Raw genomic sequence first — 16,833 nt, 5'->3', positions numbered from 1 at the left:
AAGGAGCGATAATCATGGCTGCCACCAGCGCAACCGAAACCCCGAAGTCGCCATATTCCGTATTGTTCTCCATTTCGGGAACCAAAGCGTTCTGCGCTTCCGGAGCTTTGGCGCGACTGCCGATGTCGATGATGGGACTCGGCATTATTCTCGCACTCAACCACCTGTACGACAATTGGACGATCGCGGGCGTGATGAGCGCGGCGTATGTGCTCGCCACCGCAGCGGTCACGCCACTGTACGCGCGACTGTTCGACCGACTCGGACAGCGCAAGGTCGGTTCGATGGTGCTTGTCGTGCAAATCATCACCATGCTTGGTTTCGCGTTCTCCGCATTGGTGCGCGTGCCGATCCCGCTGCTGTTTGCGCTGGCTGTGGTGATGGGACTTACGCAATTCTCGTTCGGCGCGCTCGTGCGTACACGCTGGGCGTATGTGCTCGACCGCACCGGCAACGGCGAACTGCTGAACACCGCATACGCGCTGGAATCCGCCATCGATGAGATCGTATTCATTTTCGGACCGATTCTGGCAGCGTTCCTTGCGGCTTCCGTGCACCCCGTTTCGCAATTGTTCGTGCCAACGATTGCCTGCGCCTTAGGCGGTACCATTTTCTTCACATTGAAGGACACGCAGCCGCCGGTCGTGCATGAAGTCAAGGTCGTTTCGGCCTCTTCCGACGATGCTGATGTGCGATTGACCATTGATGGCGATGCCCACAATACTGGCGATTCGGGTTCCGCACCGCGCGACAGGCTGACCATTGCGCAATTGAAGACGAGTGGCAATCGCAAGAAACGCAGCGTATTCACTTATGCTGGCGTGATTCCGTTGCTACTGGTTTTCATCATATTCAACATGAGTTTCACCGCATTCGACACGTCCATGACAGCCGTCATGAAATCGTTGCATCTTGATTCCGTGCTCGGTGTGCAGCTGGCGATGCTAGCGGTCGGTTCATGCATGGGCGCGCTGGTTTTCGGAACGCTCGAGCTCAAAGGGTCCCGTTGGCGTTACATGATCATGTTCCTCGCGATGATCACCGTCGGCTTCTTTGTAATTCACCTGTGCCAAGGCAATCTGATCGTAATGGGCATTATGGAAATTATCACCGGTCTGGCTGTTTCGCCGGTGTTCGCATCGGGCAACCTCGTGATGAAGGAAACCGTTCCTGAAGAGTCGTTGACCGAAGGTCTTTCCTGGGTGAGCACCGCAGGAACCGTCGGCGCATCATTCGGTTCGATGATCACCGGTATCATATTGGATCACGCCACACCCGACGTGAGCCTGATGCTGCCATGGATTTTCGTGCTCGCCTCGATTCCGTTTGCCCTGCTCGGCTGGGTGATCACGCGTCGAAGTGTTTCGCAACATTCATAGATGATCTGTGATTCATAAATACTATGCGAATTAAGCATTCCAAAAATTGCCCGAAAATGATCGTAAGGATTATGTTCGGGCAATTGTATTCTATTGTTGGATTCGTTGGAATCGTAGAAAGCTGCTGCAGATAGATGCAGCCAGAACGCTTGAAGGAGTTGCAATGATCAAGGTTTCTGTAGTTGGTGCCAAAGGACGCATGGGTTCCCACGTGGTCGACGCTGTGAACAACGCGGACGACACCGAACTGGCGCTCGCGCTTGACGCAGGCGACGACCTCGCCCAGATTACCCCCGACAACACCGACGTGGTGGTGGAGTTCACCGTGCCGAGCGTGTCTCTTGACAATGTGCTCGCACTCGTGGCGCAAGGCGTTGATGTGGTGGTGGGCACCACCGGTTGGACCGAAGAGAAGCTCGATCAGGTGCGTGCCGCGCTCGCTGCCGCGCCTCGCGAAGGCCAGAGCGTGTTCATTGCGCCGAACTTCGCCATTTCCGCCGTGCTCGCCGACTATTTCGCCAAGGTTGCGGCTCCGTACTTCGAATCCGCCGAAGTGATCGAACTGCACCACCCGAACAAGGTGGATGCTCCGTCCGGCACCGCATTCCATACCGCGCAGGGTATTGCCGCAGCTCGTAAGGCCGCAGGTCTTGGCCCTGTTCCGGATGCCACCGAAACCGATGGCGGCTCCCGCGGCCAGGTGGTTGACGGCATTCATGTGCACGCCGTGCGTCTACGTGGCCTTAATGCCCATGAGGAAGCCCTGTTCGGTAACGACGGCGAGCAGCTGACCATTCGTGCCGACAGCTTCGACCGCATTTCCTTCATGCCGGGCGTGCTGTTGGCCGTACGCAAGGTCGCCACCGGTTCATATCCGGGCGTGACCGTCGGCCTCGACAACTTCCTCGACCTGTAAATCCTTACGGTTGAACGGTAAATAGTCCCCAAACCGGCTGATGTTGGCTTATTCCAAGCATCGGCGATTTGGGGATTATTTGTATCGTCTTATATCTACGCAATACATCTGTGCCTACGTAATAAAGCTGTGCGCTGACTCTTGGCAATCAGCTCAAATGCTGGTATACAGTGTGACTGTCCGAATCGAAAACGAATGCAATATGGAAACCGGTGAAACATGCAGGCTCTGATCGCCATCATCGTCGCATTGGCTGTGACGGCAGCCGTTTTGTGGTTCTTTTTCGCGCCGCGCAAAGCGTTCCGAGCCCGCGTCGGCAACGGTGTGCAAGAGGCGGTCGTCGAAGTCAAAGGCGGGTACAGTCCGGCGGTCATCGAAGCCGAGGCTGGCTTGCCTTTGCGATTGATTTTCGATCGCAAGGAAGATGGCGAATGCTCGTCGCATGTGGTGTTTTCCGATTTCGGCGTAGACCTTGCGCTGCCTCCTTTCCGTACGACGACGTTGACGATTCATCCTGATGAGCCGGGGGAGTACGGTTTTGCATGCGGTATGAATATGCTGCATGGCACGTTACGTGTGCTGCCGGGAAAGCATCATGCTGCAATGCAGGACGAGCATTCAGCGTCGGAAAAAAATCCGAATAATGCAGAATCTCATGTTCCTGCGCAATCACAACAAACCGCTGTTGATGAAACATCGCATGAATCCGTTGATACTTCTTCTGATTTTTCTTCTATTTCTGCTAATTCTTCAGACGAGTCTTCCGCATTTCGTGAAATGCGAGCATTGATTACGCGGCTTATTGTGTCTGCCATCGTTACGATTCCGGTATTCGCTTCTACGATGTTGATGCTGTATCCGATGCCGAATTGGGTGCAGTTCATACTGATGCTGCCGGTGATGTGCTATGCCGCACTGCCGATTTTCCGTAGCGGTTTCGCTGCGATCATTCACCGTTCTCCGGAAATGAACGCATTGGTCAGTTTGGGTACGGTATTCGCGTTTGCTTACTCGTGTGTGGTCACGTTTGTGCCTCAGATTCTGCCTGAGAATGCTCGAGAACCGTATTTTGAAGCGGTTGGTGTGGTCATCACGCTGATGCTGGTCGGGCAATTGCTTGAAGCGCGCGCCCGCGTCGGTACGGGAGAAGCCATGCGTGCATTGGTGAAACTGCAGCCGAAAACCGCTCGCGTGGTGCGCAATGAAATCGAAGAGGAAATTCCGGTCGATCAGGTGTTGGCCGGAGATATTATTGCGATTCGTCCGGGAGAACAACTTCCCGTTGACGGCACGGTTATTTCCGGTTCATCGTCTGTCGACGAATCCATGATCACCGGCGAATCCATGCCGGTGCTGAAGCAGGCTGGCAGCAGTGTGACCGGTGCCACGATCAACGGTACCGGATCGTTGCGGTATCGTGCCACAAAAGTCGGCAAAGACACGGTGCTCGCGCAGATCATTGGATTGGTGCAATCCGCGCAAAGTTCCAAAGCTCCGGTACAGCGCATGGCGGATAAGATTTCCGGTATTTTCGTGCCGATTGTGGTGCTGATCTCCGTATGGTCGTGCGCATTGTGGTTTGCGTTCGGGCCGGAACCGCGCGTGGTGCATGCGCTGGTGGCGGCGGTTTCGGTGCTTCTGATCGCATGCCCGTGCGCATTGGGTCTTGCCACACCGCTTTCCGTAACGGTTTCGACCGGTCGCGCCGCGCAAATGGGCGTGCTGATTCGTTCCGCCGAAGCGCTGGAGACGTGTGGCAAAATCAATGCTGTCGTACTTGACAAAACAGGTACGATCACCGCTGGCAAACCGTCGTTGACCGACGTGCTTCCGCTTGGAAAATGGCGTGAAATGACAGATGATTTGCTGGCGATCACAGCTAGTGCCGAACGGGATTCCGAACATCCTCTTGCCGCCGCGATCGTTGCAGGCGCGCAAGAGAAGCATCTTACGTTAGGTGAGGCAACGCAATTCCATGCGATTTCCGGGCAGGGAGTCACTGCGCATGTCGCGTCACATAGTGTCGCTGTTGGCAATACTGATCTGATCGACGATCTTGACGTGGCCATGCCGAGCGTCGGCGATGAGGATCTCGATGACATTATCGAGACTATGGAACGGCTGTCGGCGGAGGGGAAAACGCCGATGCTTGCAGCGATCGACGGCGAGCTTGCGGGAATCGTGGCCGTTGCGGATACGGTGAAAGCCGATTCGCAGCAGGCTATCGCAGCCTTGAAATCACATGGCGTCAACGTGGTGATGCTCACCGGAGACAACGAAACGACGGCACATGCCGTGGCAAATCAAGTTGGCGTCAGCAATGTGATCGCTGGAGTGCGACCGGAAAACAAGGCGGACGAAATCGCAAAACTGCAGGCGCAAGGCTATACGGTGGCGATGGTGGGCGACGGTATCAACGATGCTCCGGCGCTTGCCCGCGCGAATGTGGGATTCGCCATTGGAACGGGCACGGATGTGGCGATCCAGTCCGCGGACGTGACATTGATGAATGGCTCGCTGATGGGTTTGGTGCATGCGCTCGACTTGACCCGCGCCACCATGCGCAATATCGCGCAAAATCTTGGATTTGCGCTCGGCTATAACAGCGTCGGCATTTCCATTGCGGCGGGCGTACTGTACCCGTTCACCGGCATGATGCTTAATCCGATGATTGCGGGCGCGGCCATGGCGTTCTCGTCGCTGTGCGTGGTGACGAATGCGAGTCGACTGCGCCTGTTCGATCCAGGCAAGGCGCTTCGTAAGACGTATCAGGTTCGTCAGCCGAACCCGAACGATAATAATCACAACAACCACAGTCAGAAAGGATTCATCATGGGACTGTTCAGTGATCACAAAGCCAAGAAGGAAAACGCCCACGAGAGTATGGAAGGCATGCACTCTTGCTGTGGCGGCCATGCTGCCAACGACAATCAGAGCGCGCTCGCCAAGGATCCGGTCTGCGGCATGAGCGTGGATCCGGCCACTGCCGCTGCAACCCGCGAATACAACGGCACCGCCTACTACTTCTGCAATCCGGGCTGCGCCGCCAAGTTCGAGCAGAACCCCACCCAATACCTCGACTGAGTTTGTTCTGGTGGCCGCACGTTTCCCTCTTTCTGGCCGCACTGTTTGGAGTATTGTGCGGTCAGGAAAGCGAAGTCGTGAGGTCATTTGGATTGAATCCGCCTGAGTATGCGGCTAAGCGTACCGATTGTTCCAGTGACTGGGCGATTTTGGACTGTGAAGGGTTGTTTAGCGTACCGATTCTTCCAGTGACTGGGAGTTTTTGGACTGTGGGAGGCTTGGCAGCGGGAGGATTCTTCCAGTGACTGGGGGATTTTGGTCTCGGTGAGGCAGTTCATATTGCGGTATGGTCACGAACGTGAATGCTTCGGCGTCCGTGGCGGGAAGTACCGTTGACACTATGACTGACGGTACTATGCATCTTCTTGATCCCGCTCCTTTCGGACGTATTCTTCCGGCCATGGTCACCCCTATGAAGGCCGACGGTTCCGTTGATTTCGAGGCCGCGCAGAAGCTTGCGAAGCAGCTTGTTGCCGATGGCGCCGATGGCCTTGTGGTCAATGGCACCACGGGCGAGTCTCCCACCACCCACATGGAGGAGAAGGTCGAGCTGGTTCAGGCCGTCAAAGATGTGGTGAGCGTTCCCGTTATTTCCGGCGCGGGTTCCAACGATACCGCCCACACCGTGCGCATGGTGGAGCAGACCCAGGAGGCGGGCGCCGATGCGGTGCTTGTGGTTGCTCCGTATTATTCGCGCCCGTCGCAGGAGGGCGTGTTCCGCCACTACAAGGCGGTCAATGATTCCGCCGACAAGCCGATTATCATTTACGATGTGCCTGGCCGTACCGGTTTGCATATTCAGTTGGAAACATACCGTCGTTTGTCTGAACTTGATCATGTCAAGGCAGTCAAGGACGCCACCGGAGATATCGCGGGTGCCGTGCGTAAGCGTATGGAAACCGGTTTGACTTGGTATTCGGGCGATGACGGCCTGTTCCTGCCATTCCTTTCGGTTGGTGCGGTCGGCATTATTTCCGTGATCGCGCATGCCGCATCCGGTCCGATGCGTGATTTGGCTGCTGCGTTCGATCGCGGCGACATTCATGAGGCGCAGCGCATTGCCGTGCAGCTTGCCCCGCTGGTCGAAGCGATGAATGGAAGCGGCTTCCAAGCTGTTATGGCGAAGGCGTCGCTGAAGGTGCGTGGCATTCTCGATTCCACGACGATGCGTTTGCCGAACGTCGGTCCGAACGAAGCTGAGATTAAGCGCGCGGAGGATGGCATGCGCGCTTCCGGCTTGCTGTGATTGCGATTATTGCCATACCTGCAGCAGCGATGTTTGCAGCACTGATGTGCAATGGCGATTACAGCAATCATGGCGATCAATCTCGACGATTACGGCAAGCATTGCGACTACCGGTTTGCCGTAATACGTTTGCCGTAATGCGGCAAACCTACTGAATTCCTCGTTTCCGCACAGGCGGAGACAATTAGTAATAGAAATCCAACTAGGAAATGGCTATAGAAGAAACCAAAACAGTGACTACGCACAAGCGCGGCAGCAAAGCTGCCAAGCGCACTGAAAACCCCCAGACCTCGGATGTGAAATCCGCGAAGTCTGTGAGCTCCGAGAAGCCCAACAAGGCCGAAACGACTTCCAAGAAGACGAAGTCTTCTAGCCGTAGCGGTGGTCGTGGCACTCGCGCTGGCGATGCGTCCGGTTCCGCCCGTGGCGGTTCCCGCGGCAATGGCAGCGGTTCCTCCAAGGGCACGAAGAGCGTGAAGAACGTCAAGAATGTGAAAAGCGCCAGGACTTCTAGGAACTCCAAGAATTCCAATGCGGCAAGCTCTTCTGCCGGCAGCCGCCGCAATTCCCGTCTTGCCCCGCAGACCACCGCACCCCAGCAGGATGACGTGTTGATCGCTCCGCCGAAGTACCGCAAGGGCTCCATGCGTATCGTGCCCCTTGGTGGCCTTGGTGAGATCGGCCGCAACATGAATGTGATCGAATACAACGGCCACCTGCTGCTCATCGACTGCGGTGTGCTTTTCCCTGAAGAGGAGCAGCCGGGTGTTGATTTGATCCTGCCTGACTTCCATTACATCAAGGATCGACTCGACAAGGTCGAGGCTCTGGTGCTCACTCACGGCCACGAGGATCATATTGGCGGCGTGCCGTACCTGCTGAAGCTTCGCCCTGATATTCCGCTGATCGGTTCCAAACTCACGTTGGCTTTCGTTGAAGCCAAGTGCAATGAGCATCGCATCAATCCGCGACTGGTTGAGGTCAAGGGGCGCGACAAGCTGAAGGTTGGTCCGTTCAATCTTGAGTTTGTGAACGTCACGCATTCCATTCCGGACGCTCTGGCTGTGTTTGTGCAGACTCCGGCCGGAAGCCTCATCGATACCGGCGATATCAAGCTCGATCAGCTGCCGCTCGACCATCGCATCACCGATTTGGTGGAGTTCGGCAAGCTTGGTGAAAAGGGCGTGGATCTGCTGATGATGGATTCCACCAACGCTGAGGTTCCGGGCTTTGTCAAGCCGGAAACCACCATTGGTCCAGCGCTTGATCAGGCGTTCGCCCAAGCTACGCGCAAGATCATCGTGGCCAGCTTCTCCAGCCATGTGCACCGCGTGCAGCAGGTTGTTGATGCCGCTCACAAGTATGGCCGCAAGGTGGTGTTCGTGGGCCGTTCCATGGTCCGCAACATGTCCATTGCTGCGGATTTAGGCTACTTGAGGCTTCCTGAAGACACGGTCATCGACCTGAAGAAGGCTCATGACGTGCAAGACGATAAGCTCGTCTACATGTGCACTGGCTCCCAGGGCGAACCGATGGCCGCACTTGGCCGCATCGCCGACGGCAACCATCGCGACATCACCATCAACGAATTTGACACGGTCATTCTTGCGAGCTCCCTGATTCCAGGCAACGAGCATGGCGTGTACAAGATCATCAACAAGCTGGTGCAGCTTGGTGCCCGCGTGGTCAATCGAGACAATGCCGCCGTACATGTGTCCGGCCACTGCAATGAGGGCGAACTGCTGTACATGTACAACATCGTCAAGCCGAAGTGCGCCATGCCGATTCATGGTGAGAACCGCCATCTGGTGGCGAACGGCATGATCGCGGTTAAGACGGGTGTCGATCCGCAGAACGTGGTGCTTGCTGAAGACGGCGATGTGGTCGATTTGTACCACGGCCAGGCTGCCGTTGTCGGTTCCGTGCCATGCGGTTACGTGTACGTTGACGGCGATTCCGTTGGTGAACTTACCGAGGAAGAGCTTGAGAAGCGTCGTATTCTTGGCACGGAAGGTTTCGTGTCGAGCTTCGTTGTTGTCGATACGGAAACGGCTGACGTTGTCGCCGGCCCGAAGATCTATCTCAACGCGGTTGCCGAAGACGAGAGCGAATTCGACAAGGTCCGTCATCAGATCGTCGAGCAATTGCAGGATGCGATGATGACTGGCACGCACGATACGTACAAGCTTCAGCAAATCATGCGTCGTACGTTGGGTAGCTGGGTCGCACGTCAGCTGCATCGCAAGCCTATGATCGTTCCGGTCGTTGCCGATATCGCGCAGGATGTTGACGAAGCGATGGGATTGAATGCAGCGCAATGATGAATCGATAGATAGTCAATATTTTCGCAATATCGCTGATTTCGGTGAAATTAATATTGGAATAATATTGAAATATCGACAGATCGTCAATAATTGTTGATTACATAATCAAAAGAAGGACGGCGTAACCGGCACAACCGGTTGCGCCGTCTCCTATTCCATAAATAGGAATTTCACAATAAAAAAGGAGTGACATGCCAGGAGCAAATCTCACCCGAATCGAAGCGGAAGAACGCAAAAGCGTTATCGCAGCACCGGTTCATTACACGGTCAAACTTGATCTGACCCGTGGAGCTAAGAATTTCGGTTCCGAAACCACCATCACGTTCGACGCTGAGCCGGGAGCTACCAGCTTCCTTGACCTGATCGCCACCGAAGTGAGCGAAATCGTGCTCAACGGCGCAACTCTCGATCCGGCCGAAGCGTTCGCCGACAGCCGTATCGAACTGAAGAACCTCGAAGCGCACAACGAAGTGACCGTCAAGGCGCTGTGCCAGTATTCCAACACTGGTGAAGGCCTGCACCGCAGCGTCGACCCGTCCGACGGCAACATCTACCTGTATTCCCAGTTCGAAGTGCCGGATGCTCGCCGCGTGTACGCCGTGTTCGACCAGCCCGATATCAAGGCCGTGTTCGACTTTTCCGTGCTCGCAGCCAAGTCATGGATCGTCACTTCCAACATGCCCGCCGCCTCCGTAACCGACAACGAAACCGTTACCGAAGAAGGCACGCTCGGCACGCACGAAGCCGAAACCACCAAGCTGTGGGTGTTCGAATCCACGCCGACCATGAGCTCCTACCTCACCGCCATCTGCGCAGGCCCATACGCCGAATGGCATACCGAATACGCCAACGAAGACGGCCGCACCGTGCCGATGGCCATGTACTGCCGTCAGGCGCTCGCCGAAGCGTTCGCCAAGGATGTCGACTACCTGTTCGACATCACCAAGAAGGGTTTTGCCTTCTATGCGAAGACTTGGGGCGTGCCATACCCGTACGCCAAGTACGACCAGATCTACGTGCCGGAATACAATGCCGGCGCTATGGAGAACATTGGCATGGTCACCATCCGCGACCAGTACGTGTTCGAATCGAAGGTCACCGACGCGTATGCCGAGCGCCGCGTCGTCACCGTGCTGCACGAGCTTGCACACATGTGGTTCGGTGATTACGTGACCATGAAGTGGTGGAACGACTTGTGGCTTAACGAGTCTTTCGCTGAGTTCACGTCCACCCTTGCCACTGCCGAAGCCACGGAATGGAAGGACGCTTGGGCCACGTTCAGCTCCGGTGAAAAGAGCTGGGCACTTCGCCAGGATCAGCTGAGCACCACCCATCCGATCGTCGCGCCGATCAACGATCTGAACGACACGTATGTCAACTTCGACGGCATTACCTACGCCAAGGGCGCTTCCGTGTTGAAGCAGCTCGTGTTCTATGTGGGGCGTGAGAAGTTCTTCAAGGGCATCAACAACTATTTGAACAAGCATGCGTACTCCAACGCTACGCTCGCCGATCTGCTGGCCGAACTCGAGCTGACGTCCGGACGCGATCTCAAGGCGTGGAGCGCCCAGTGGCTTGAACAGTCCGGCATCAACACCATCGCCACCGAAGTTGAGGAAAACGAGGATGGTACGATTCGCCAGCTTGCGTTGCGCCAGTCCGCTTCGGCTGAGCATCCGGTGCTGCGCGCGCATCGTTTGGCTGTCGGCTTCTACAATGAGGATCCGGAAACCGGCAAGATCGTGCGTACCGACCAGTTCGAACTTGATGTTGACGGCGAACTGACGATTGTCGAAGCGGCTGCCGGCAAGGCACGCCCGTCGCTGATTTTGGTGAATGACGACGATTTGACATACACGAAGCTGCGCTTCGATGAGAAGAGCCTCAAGTTCGCTGCGGAGAACCTGTATCGTTTCGACGATGCGTTGGCTCGTTCCGTGATTTGGCTTGCCTTCTGGGATATGACTCGTGACGGCGAATTGCCGGCAAAGCAGTTCATCGAAACCTCTTTGGCTGCGCTCGCCACGGAACATGAGTCCACCACGTTCCGTTACGCTTTGGCGCAGATCAGCACCACCGCATGGCATTACACCGCTCCGGCCGACCGTGCCGAAGTGGTGGAGCATGTGGCTGCCGAACTGTTCAAACTGGCTCAGGATGCCGAAGCCGGTTCCGACGAGCAGTTCCAGCTGATCACCGCCTATCTGGGTTATGGTGAGCCGGGCGATGCTGCGTTCGAAGCAAATGCGAAGGGTCTGCTCGATGGTTCCGTGAAGCTTGACGGCTTGGAAATCGACAATAATTTCCGTTGGACCATCATCAACGCGTTGAGCACGATCAACGCCATCGGCCAGAGCGACATCGACGCGGAACTTGCCAAGCGTGAAACCACTGAGAACCGTGAGTTCGCATTGGGTGCACGTGCGGTCGCAGGCATTGCGGAAGCCAAGGAATGGGCTTGGAACGAGGCTTTGCACAACGACGAGCTGACCAACATGCAGTTGGAATCCGTGGCCCGCGGCTTTGCATCCACTCCACGTGCCGACTTGGCTGAACCTTATGCGGCCAAGTATTTCGAGGTTGCCGACTGGATTTGGAAGAACAAGACCTTCCACATGGCTGAGGCTCTGCTGGAAGGCCTGTACCCGAGCTATGCCGATCCGGCCACGCTGGTGGAGCTCGGTGATGCTTGGCTGGCTTCACATGCGGACGCCGACAACGCGTTGCAGCGCATTGTGCGCGGCAATGTTGAATCGTCGCATCGCACGCTCAAGGTGCGCGATTTCAACGCATCCCTCTGATGCCGTTCCTGATGCCACTACAGTAGCTGTTTTTAGTAGCTACTTTTGATATCACTCTGTGATATCGCATCATAAGCCCGGACTGGCGGCGTGACTTATCTCGCTGCCAGTCCGGACTTGTTTGCTTCCAGACAAGCCATCCCAAACAAAGGCCGGTCCCATAACGGTTATGGACAGTGGGTCTTTCGGGCCCATAATGGCCCAGCCGGTCGGAATCGGAAGATGGGAGTGAGATTGCAAGAAGCTTGAGATTGCGGAAATCTCATGACGTTGCATACTGCGGTTTGCATGACATCGCTGCTGCAGTATGCAGGTATCGCAACATGTTGTCGACTATTTCGTTGAATGGTGAACCCGTTGAGTACGATGGTGCACGGCAATATAATTTGAGATAGCGAGGACTTGAGACTCATGCCACGTATGTTCGGAACAGACGGTGTTCGAGGATTGGCGAATAGGGCTTTGACCGCACAGCTTGCGTTGGATTTGGGCGATGCTGCAGTGCGTGTGCTTGGCGATGACGAAGGCAAAAGCGAATTCGACGGTCGTCGCCGTGCACTGGTCGGCCGTGATACTCGCGTTTCCGGCGATTTTCTTGCGGCAGCACTGTCCGCAGGCATGTCCGCAGGCGGATTCGACGTGATCGACGCGGGCATTATCCCAACTCCGGGTGTCGCATACCTGACTTCCGTGCTGAACGTGGAAATGGGTGCCGTGATTTCCGCATCCCACAATCCCATGCCCGACAACGGCATCAAATTCTTCGCACGTGGCGGATTCAAACTGCCTGACACCAAAGAAGACGAAATCGAAAGCGTGCTCGGCCAGGATTGGGAACGCCCGACCGGTGCCGGCGTGGGCCGCATCAGCCACGACACGGCAACCGCAACCAACCTGTATATCGACCATCTGGTGTCCACCATCGCTCCCATCGGACCCGACAAGTCCCAGCCGACACCGCTGAAAGGATTGAAAGTCGTGGCCGACTGCGCCAACGGCGCCACCTCCGTGGTCGCGCCGGAAGCGTTGCGCCGCGCCGGAGCAGACGTGATCGTAATCAACGCTTCGCCAGATGGCTACAACATCAACAAGAACGCCGGATCCACACACCCCGAACAGCTGCAGGCCATGGTCAAGGCTTCCGGCGCCGATCTAGGTGTGGCCTTCGACGGTGACGCCGACCGTTGCCTCGCCGTGGACGAAGACGGCACCATGGTCAACGGCGATCAAATCATGGGCATTCTCGCACGCGCCAAGAAGAACGCGGGCAAGCTCAACCATGACACCCTCGTGGTAACCGTGATGAGCAACCTCGGCCTGAAACTCGCCCTGCGTTCCATGGGCATCAAAACCGTGCAAACCGGCGTGGGCGACCGTTACGTGCTTGAAGAAATGCTGCGCGGCGACTATTCGCTCGGCGGCGAACAGTCCGGACACGTGATCAACCGCGAATTCGCCACCACCGGCGACGGCACCCTCACAGCATTGACCCTATGCAACGAAGTGGTCAACTCCGGCAAAAGCCTCAAAGAACTCGCATCCGACTTCCCGCAACTGCCGCAAACCCTCATCAACGTGCCGAACGTCGACAAGCTCGCGGCTAAAACCAATGCCAAAGTGCAGGCGGCCGTCGAACGCGAAGAGAAAATGCTCGGTGACACCGGCCGCGTGCTATTGCGCCCATCCGGCACCGAACCGCTCGTGCGCGTCATGGCCGAAGCGGAAACCCAACAGCAGGCCGACGAGGTCTGCGACCGTCTCGCCAAAGTCGTAGCCGAAGAACTCGCCCTGTAACCACACTGCCGATACACATCATTCGGCAATCCAAAATCCTGAACCAATACGCGAAGGAAACCCATGTTTGGACGCAATTCGAAAGTCAACCTCGAACTCAACCGCGAGGTTGAAAAACTCATAAAAACCGGCGGCAAGGAACAACTGCTCCCCATCGTGCAAGCAGGCGAACCGGTACTGCGCCAGCAGACCGCGGCCTACGAAGGCCAGCTGAGCCGCAAAACGCTCGACAAACTCATCGAAACCATGCGCGTCACCATGATCGAAGCGCCGGGCGTGGGCCTCGCCGCAACCCAGATCGGTCTTGGACTGGCCCTCGCCGTGGTGGAAGACCATGTGCGTGACGACGATGACGATGATCCGCGTGAAGCGGCCGAATTCCCGTTCCATGTCATCATCAACCCCAGCTATGAGCCGATCGGCACCGAAACCCGCAGCTTCTACGAAGGCTGCCTGAGCTTCGACGGCTATCAGGCGGTACGCAAGCGCTGGCTTGACATCACCGCCCGCTGGCAAGATGAAGACGGCAAACAGCATGAGGAGCATCTGCATGGTTGGCCAGCCCGCATCTTCCAGCACGAAACCGACCATTTAAGCGGCGAACTGTATATCGACAAGGCGGAAATCCGCAGCCTCGCCACCAACGAGAATCTTGAGGATTTCTGGTGCGACGATCCGGTTCCTAACGAAGCCGCAGCCGAACTCGGATTCGAACTGTAACTTAGGGGTAAGCGCCGTTGTAAGCGCATAATGTGCGGCAAAGGCGTTGTGGAATCCAATCAACACGGAATCCGGTTGTTACGAATCCGATCGTTGCGGAAATCCGTGAATACCTAACAAGGGGGAGAGGCCTACGAGCCTCTCCCTTTTTTCGTTATGCCATCATTTTTTCGTCATGCCATCGTTTGTATGTCCTGTGTAATGCGCGCACGCATCGTATTCCCCACGGCACACGCACGTATGCACGTAACCATGTTTGCATTTCGCAAGATTATCTTTCGCAGCGTTATATCGCGTGATATTTCCAGCACCATCTGCGTCATCATCATGGCGAAACGATTTCGTACGCGACGTCGTACTACGCGCGCAACGTGCATGGACACAGTCAAACAAGGTATTTTTGGTGAACATAATAGTTTTTCGCAACATTAGTTTCTTTCCTGTATTGAATTCTGCGGAATAAACGAATTTAAGATACGCTTTCGAATCTTGAAAAAAGGAGATTGCGCTATCCGAGAAGTAGCATGTTTTTCGTGGGCGTCGACGTGTACTGCACCCCCTCTCGGCTACCATGCAAAGTATGAACGAAGCAAAGACGGGCCGTTCCTGGCTTACTGAAGCCAAGCAAGACATCAACCAATGGTCGGCATCGATGCCGAAAAATGCCGACAACCAGCTTATCGACTGGCAGTGGGTCGCATCCCTCGACTTGGAACACGGCATTGGAGCCGCGCAAAGCCAAGACATCGACCTGATTGCCGTTTTGGACGCCGCCGATACCGCACTTTTGCCGACTCCGGAAATAACGGATTCCATGCAGGATTCGTCATTATCCGCCCAACAGCTGCATAATCTGCTGAAAAAGGATCTGACGGTGCGAGACCGTCTCGAATCCATCATCGCGCAATGCAACACCGCTTTCATGACGGATTTCGACCGTTTGATCGCTTCTTACCGTTTGCCTCGCGCGCTCGCATATGCGAACCGTCGGTTGTGTGACGAAATTGCCATGTTGCGTCGGATTGGCGTTGCGATGGGCTTGTGGACTATTGCCGAAGAACGCCGGGAACGGGTGACGGTGCCCGTGCTACAGCCTGTGGTCGGAGCGGGCAACCGTGTGAATCTCGACGATATTCAGGATCGCACCGCACAGATCGTCAATGGTCGTGCCGAACGGCGTGCCGCAGAGCGTGAGCAGAAGCGTGCCAGCGATTACGCCATGTCGCGCGCGAACTTGAGCGGGGTGACGAGTCCGGGAGGTTCGCGTGTATTCGATTATGGGGACCGTGACTCTACTGGCACGGGTGCAGTTGGTTCTTTTGGTTCTTTTGGAAGTTCCGCTGACTCGGCGGAGGCCGCGCAAGCTCGACGTTTGGCGGATTACAAAAAGTCGGATTGGCGTGACGCCTACCTCCCTGGCCGTGACCTCGACACGGTGATGGGCATTGATATTGAAACCACAGGCACGGATCCGGCCCGCGTGTATATCATCGACGCCGGGTTCGAATTCATGAACATGATCTCGCCGCGTCCGGCCGGTGAGCCTTCGGGCTACTGCTACGAACAGGGCTATTACGAGGCCGGCGACGCGTACGGTCAGGCGCGTCTTTCCTTCGGAGTGCCTGCACAGAACGCACTGCTCGGCAATCCTTTGATCCTCGACCTTACTGGTATTGATGTGCGCGATCGCGCCGGCACTGACTTTCGCTTGTTTGACGAATGGCCCGAAGCGCAGGTCGGATTGCTGCAACGGCTTGAACAGCAGCCGTACGTTGCGCACAACGCCCGGTTCGAGCACAGCTTTTTTATGTTGAACGTCGCCGGATATGCGGAAAGCTATCGTGCCGGCAATATTACGATCATCGACACGTTGCCGATGAGCCGTCGTTGGGATGAGGGGTCGATTCCCGATGATGAGCATCCGTATGGCAATAACACGTTGGATGCGTATGCCAAACGCCAGGGCGCGTTGGACGCTTCCCAAAGCGAGCGGCATCTTGGCTTGGAAGATGCGCATATCATGCTGGTCGCCATGAAGCATCATCTTGGTGCGCTGCATGCCGAGGGGCGTGGGCCATGGAGCGCGGCCGGTAGGCCAGGCAATGGCGGCAAACGGTGCGGCAAGCGTTGGTAGACGGTAGGTGCTGGTGGGCGGAGTGTCTCGCAAGTTGGGCGGCAAGACACAAGCTGGATGGCGCAACGCAAGTTGGATGCCGTAGCGCAAGTTGGATGGGCGAATTGACGCTGCTGAATGTGTGCCACGCGTAGTCGTGTTGTTTCCCCGCTGGATGTCTTGCCCGCTGGATGTCGTGTATTTGTCCTTCGGCCACGCTCATTCACTCACTGCGGTTGCGACACGCCCGGATGTTGGCTTGCGGTGGGGTGTTTTGAGGTTTTTCCGACGGTCTTTTGCCGCGCGATGGTGTTCCTTGCCCGCTTTTCCCGTGTTTTCGACACGCCGGTGGAGTCCAGTGTTTTCAATGGTTTTCGTGGTGTTCGTGGATGTCCGATTTGCGTTGCCGGCCGTTGTGCTGTAGGTTTATCTCTTGCTGCCGCTCAGCGAGTGGTT

The 16,833-nt window shown here is 56.2% G+C and carries 9 protein-coding genes; all 9 read left to right on the top strand.

Annotation, left to right across the window (positions count from 1 at the left end; all coding sequences use genetic code 11):
- Positions 1-14 precede the first annotated feature (14 nt).
- The 9 genes from NBH13_RS04820 (at position 15) to NBH13_RS04780 (ending at position 16,398) form a co-directional block, all read left to right on the top strand.
- Positions 15-1,379, top strand: coding sequence for an MFS transporter (locus tag NBH13_RS04820; RefSeq protein WP_250779147.1), 1,365 nt, complete (start codon positions 15-17; stop codon positions 1,377-1,379).
- Between the two features lie 163 nt (positions 1,380-1,542).
- The gene (gene dapB / locus NBH13_RS04815; RefSeq protein WP_099571691.1) at positions 1,543-2,295 is read left to right on the top strand and encodes a 4-hydroxy-tetrahydrodipicolinate reductase; all 753 of its coding nucleotides are present in this window, start codon (positions 1,543-1,545) and stop codon (positions 2,293-2,295) included.
- A 219-nt stretch (positions 2,296-2,514) separates the two neighbouring features.
- Positions 2,515-5,379 carry a heavy metal translocating P-type ATPase gene (locus NBH13_RS04810; protein ID WP_250779146.1) on the top strand — a complete coding sequence of 955 codons (2,865 nt, stop codon included), beginning with the start codon at positions 2,515-2,517 and terminating at the stop codon, positions 5,377-5,379.
- Positions 5,380-5,719: 340 nt separating this feature from the next.
- Positions 5,720-6,625: a 4-hydroxy-tetrahydrodipicolinate synthase gene (gene dapA, locus NBH13_RS04805; protein WP_250779145.1), complete on the top strand. Its 906-nt coding sequence runs from the start codon at positions 5,720-5,722 to the stop codon at positions 6,623-6,625.
- A 491-nt stretch (positions 6,626-7,116) separates the two neighbouring features.
- Positions 7,117-8,946 (top strand): ribonuclease J, encoded by a 1,830-nt coding sequence (locus NBH13_RS04800; RefSeq protein WP_333939281.1) that lies wholly within the window; start codon positions 7,117-7,119, stop codon positions 8,944-8,946.
- 194 nt (positions 8,947-9,140) lie between these two features.
- Positions 9,141-11,750: an aminopeptidase N gene (pepN, locus tag NBH13_RS04795; protein WP_250779143.1), complete on the top strand. Its 2,610-nt coding sequence runs from the start codon at positions 9,141-9,143 to the stop codon at positions 11,748-11,750.
- Positions 11,751-12,161: 411 nt separating this feature from the next.
- Complete coding sequence (gene glmM / locus NBH13_RS04790; RefSeq protein ID WP_039199130.1) at positions 12,162-13,544, top strand: phosphoglucosamine mutase; 1,383 nt, start codon at positions 12,162-12,164, stop codon at positions 13,542-13,544.
- A gap of 63 nt (positions 13,545-13,607) precedes the next feature.
- Positions 13,608-14,264, top strand: a complete 657-nt coding sequence (locus tag NBH13_RS04785; protein WP_003835375.1) for a peptide deformylase — start codon at positions 13,608-13,610, stop codon at positions 14,262-14,264.
- Between the two features lie 571 nt (positions 14,265-14,835).
- The gene (locus tag NBH13_RS04780; RefSeq protein WP_250779142.1) at positions 14,836-16,398 is read left to right on the top strand and encodes a 3'-5' exonuclease family protein; all 1,563 of its coding nucleotides are present in this window, start codon (positions 14,836-14,838) and stop codon (positions 16,396-16,398) included.
- The last annotated feature ends 435 nt before the right edge of the window (positions 16,399-16,833 follow it).

Origin of the sequence: Bifidobacterium intestinale, from assembly GCF_023656765.1 — a bacterium.
GTDB classification, from domain to species: Bacteria; Actinomycetota; Actinomycetes; order Actinomycetales; family Bifidobacteriaceae; genus Bifidobacterium; species Bifidobacterium hominis.
The sequence above is the reverse complement of the archived record's forward strand: the minus strand, read 5'-3'. Positions and strand labels throughout refer to the sequence as shown.

Excerpts from the sequence above, each read along its gene's own strand:
- NBH13_RS04785 (WP_003835375.1), top strand. The coding sequence starts at position 13,608 with ATGTTTGGACGCAATTCGAAAGTCAACCTCGAACTCAACCGCGAGGTT.
- dapB (WP_099571691.1), top strand. The coding sequence starts at position 1,543 with ATGATCAAGGTTTCTGTAGTTGGTGCCAAAGGACGCATGGGTTCCCAC.
- dapA (WP_250779145.1), top strand. The coding sequence starts at position 5,720 with ATGACTGACGGTACTATGCATCTTCTTGATCCCGCTCCTTTCGGACGT.
- NBH13_RS04820 (WP_250779147.1), top strand. The coding sequence starts at position 15 with ATGGCTGCCACCAGCGCAACCGAAACCCCGAAGTCGCCATATTCCGTA.
- pepN (WP_250779143.1), top strand. The coding sequence starts at position 9,141 with ATGCCAGGAGCAAATCTCACCCGAATCGAAGCGGAAGAACGCAAAAGC.
- NBH13_RS04780 (WP_250779142.1), top strand. The coding sequence starts at position 14,836 with ATGCAAAGTATGAACGAAGCAAAGACGGGCCGTTCCTGGCTTACTGAA.
- NBH13_RS04810 (WP_250779146.1), top strand. The coding sequence starts at position 2,515 with ATGCAGGCTCTGATCGCCATCATCGTCGCATTGGCTGTGACGGCAGCC.
- glmM (WP_039199130.1), top strand. The coding sequence starts at position 12,162 with ATGCCACGTATGTTCGGAACAGACGGTGTTCGAGGATTGGCGAATAGG.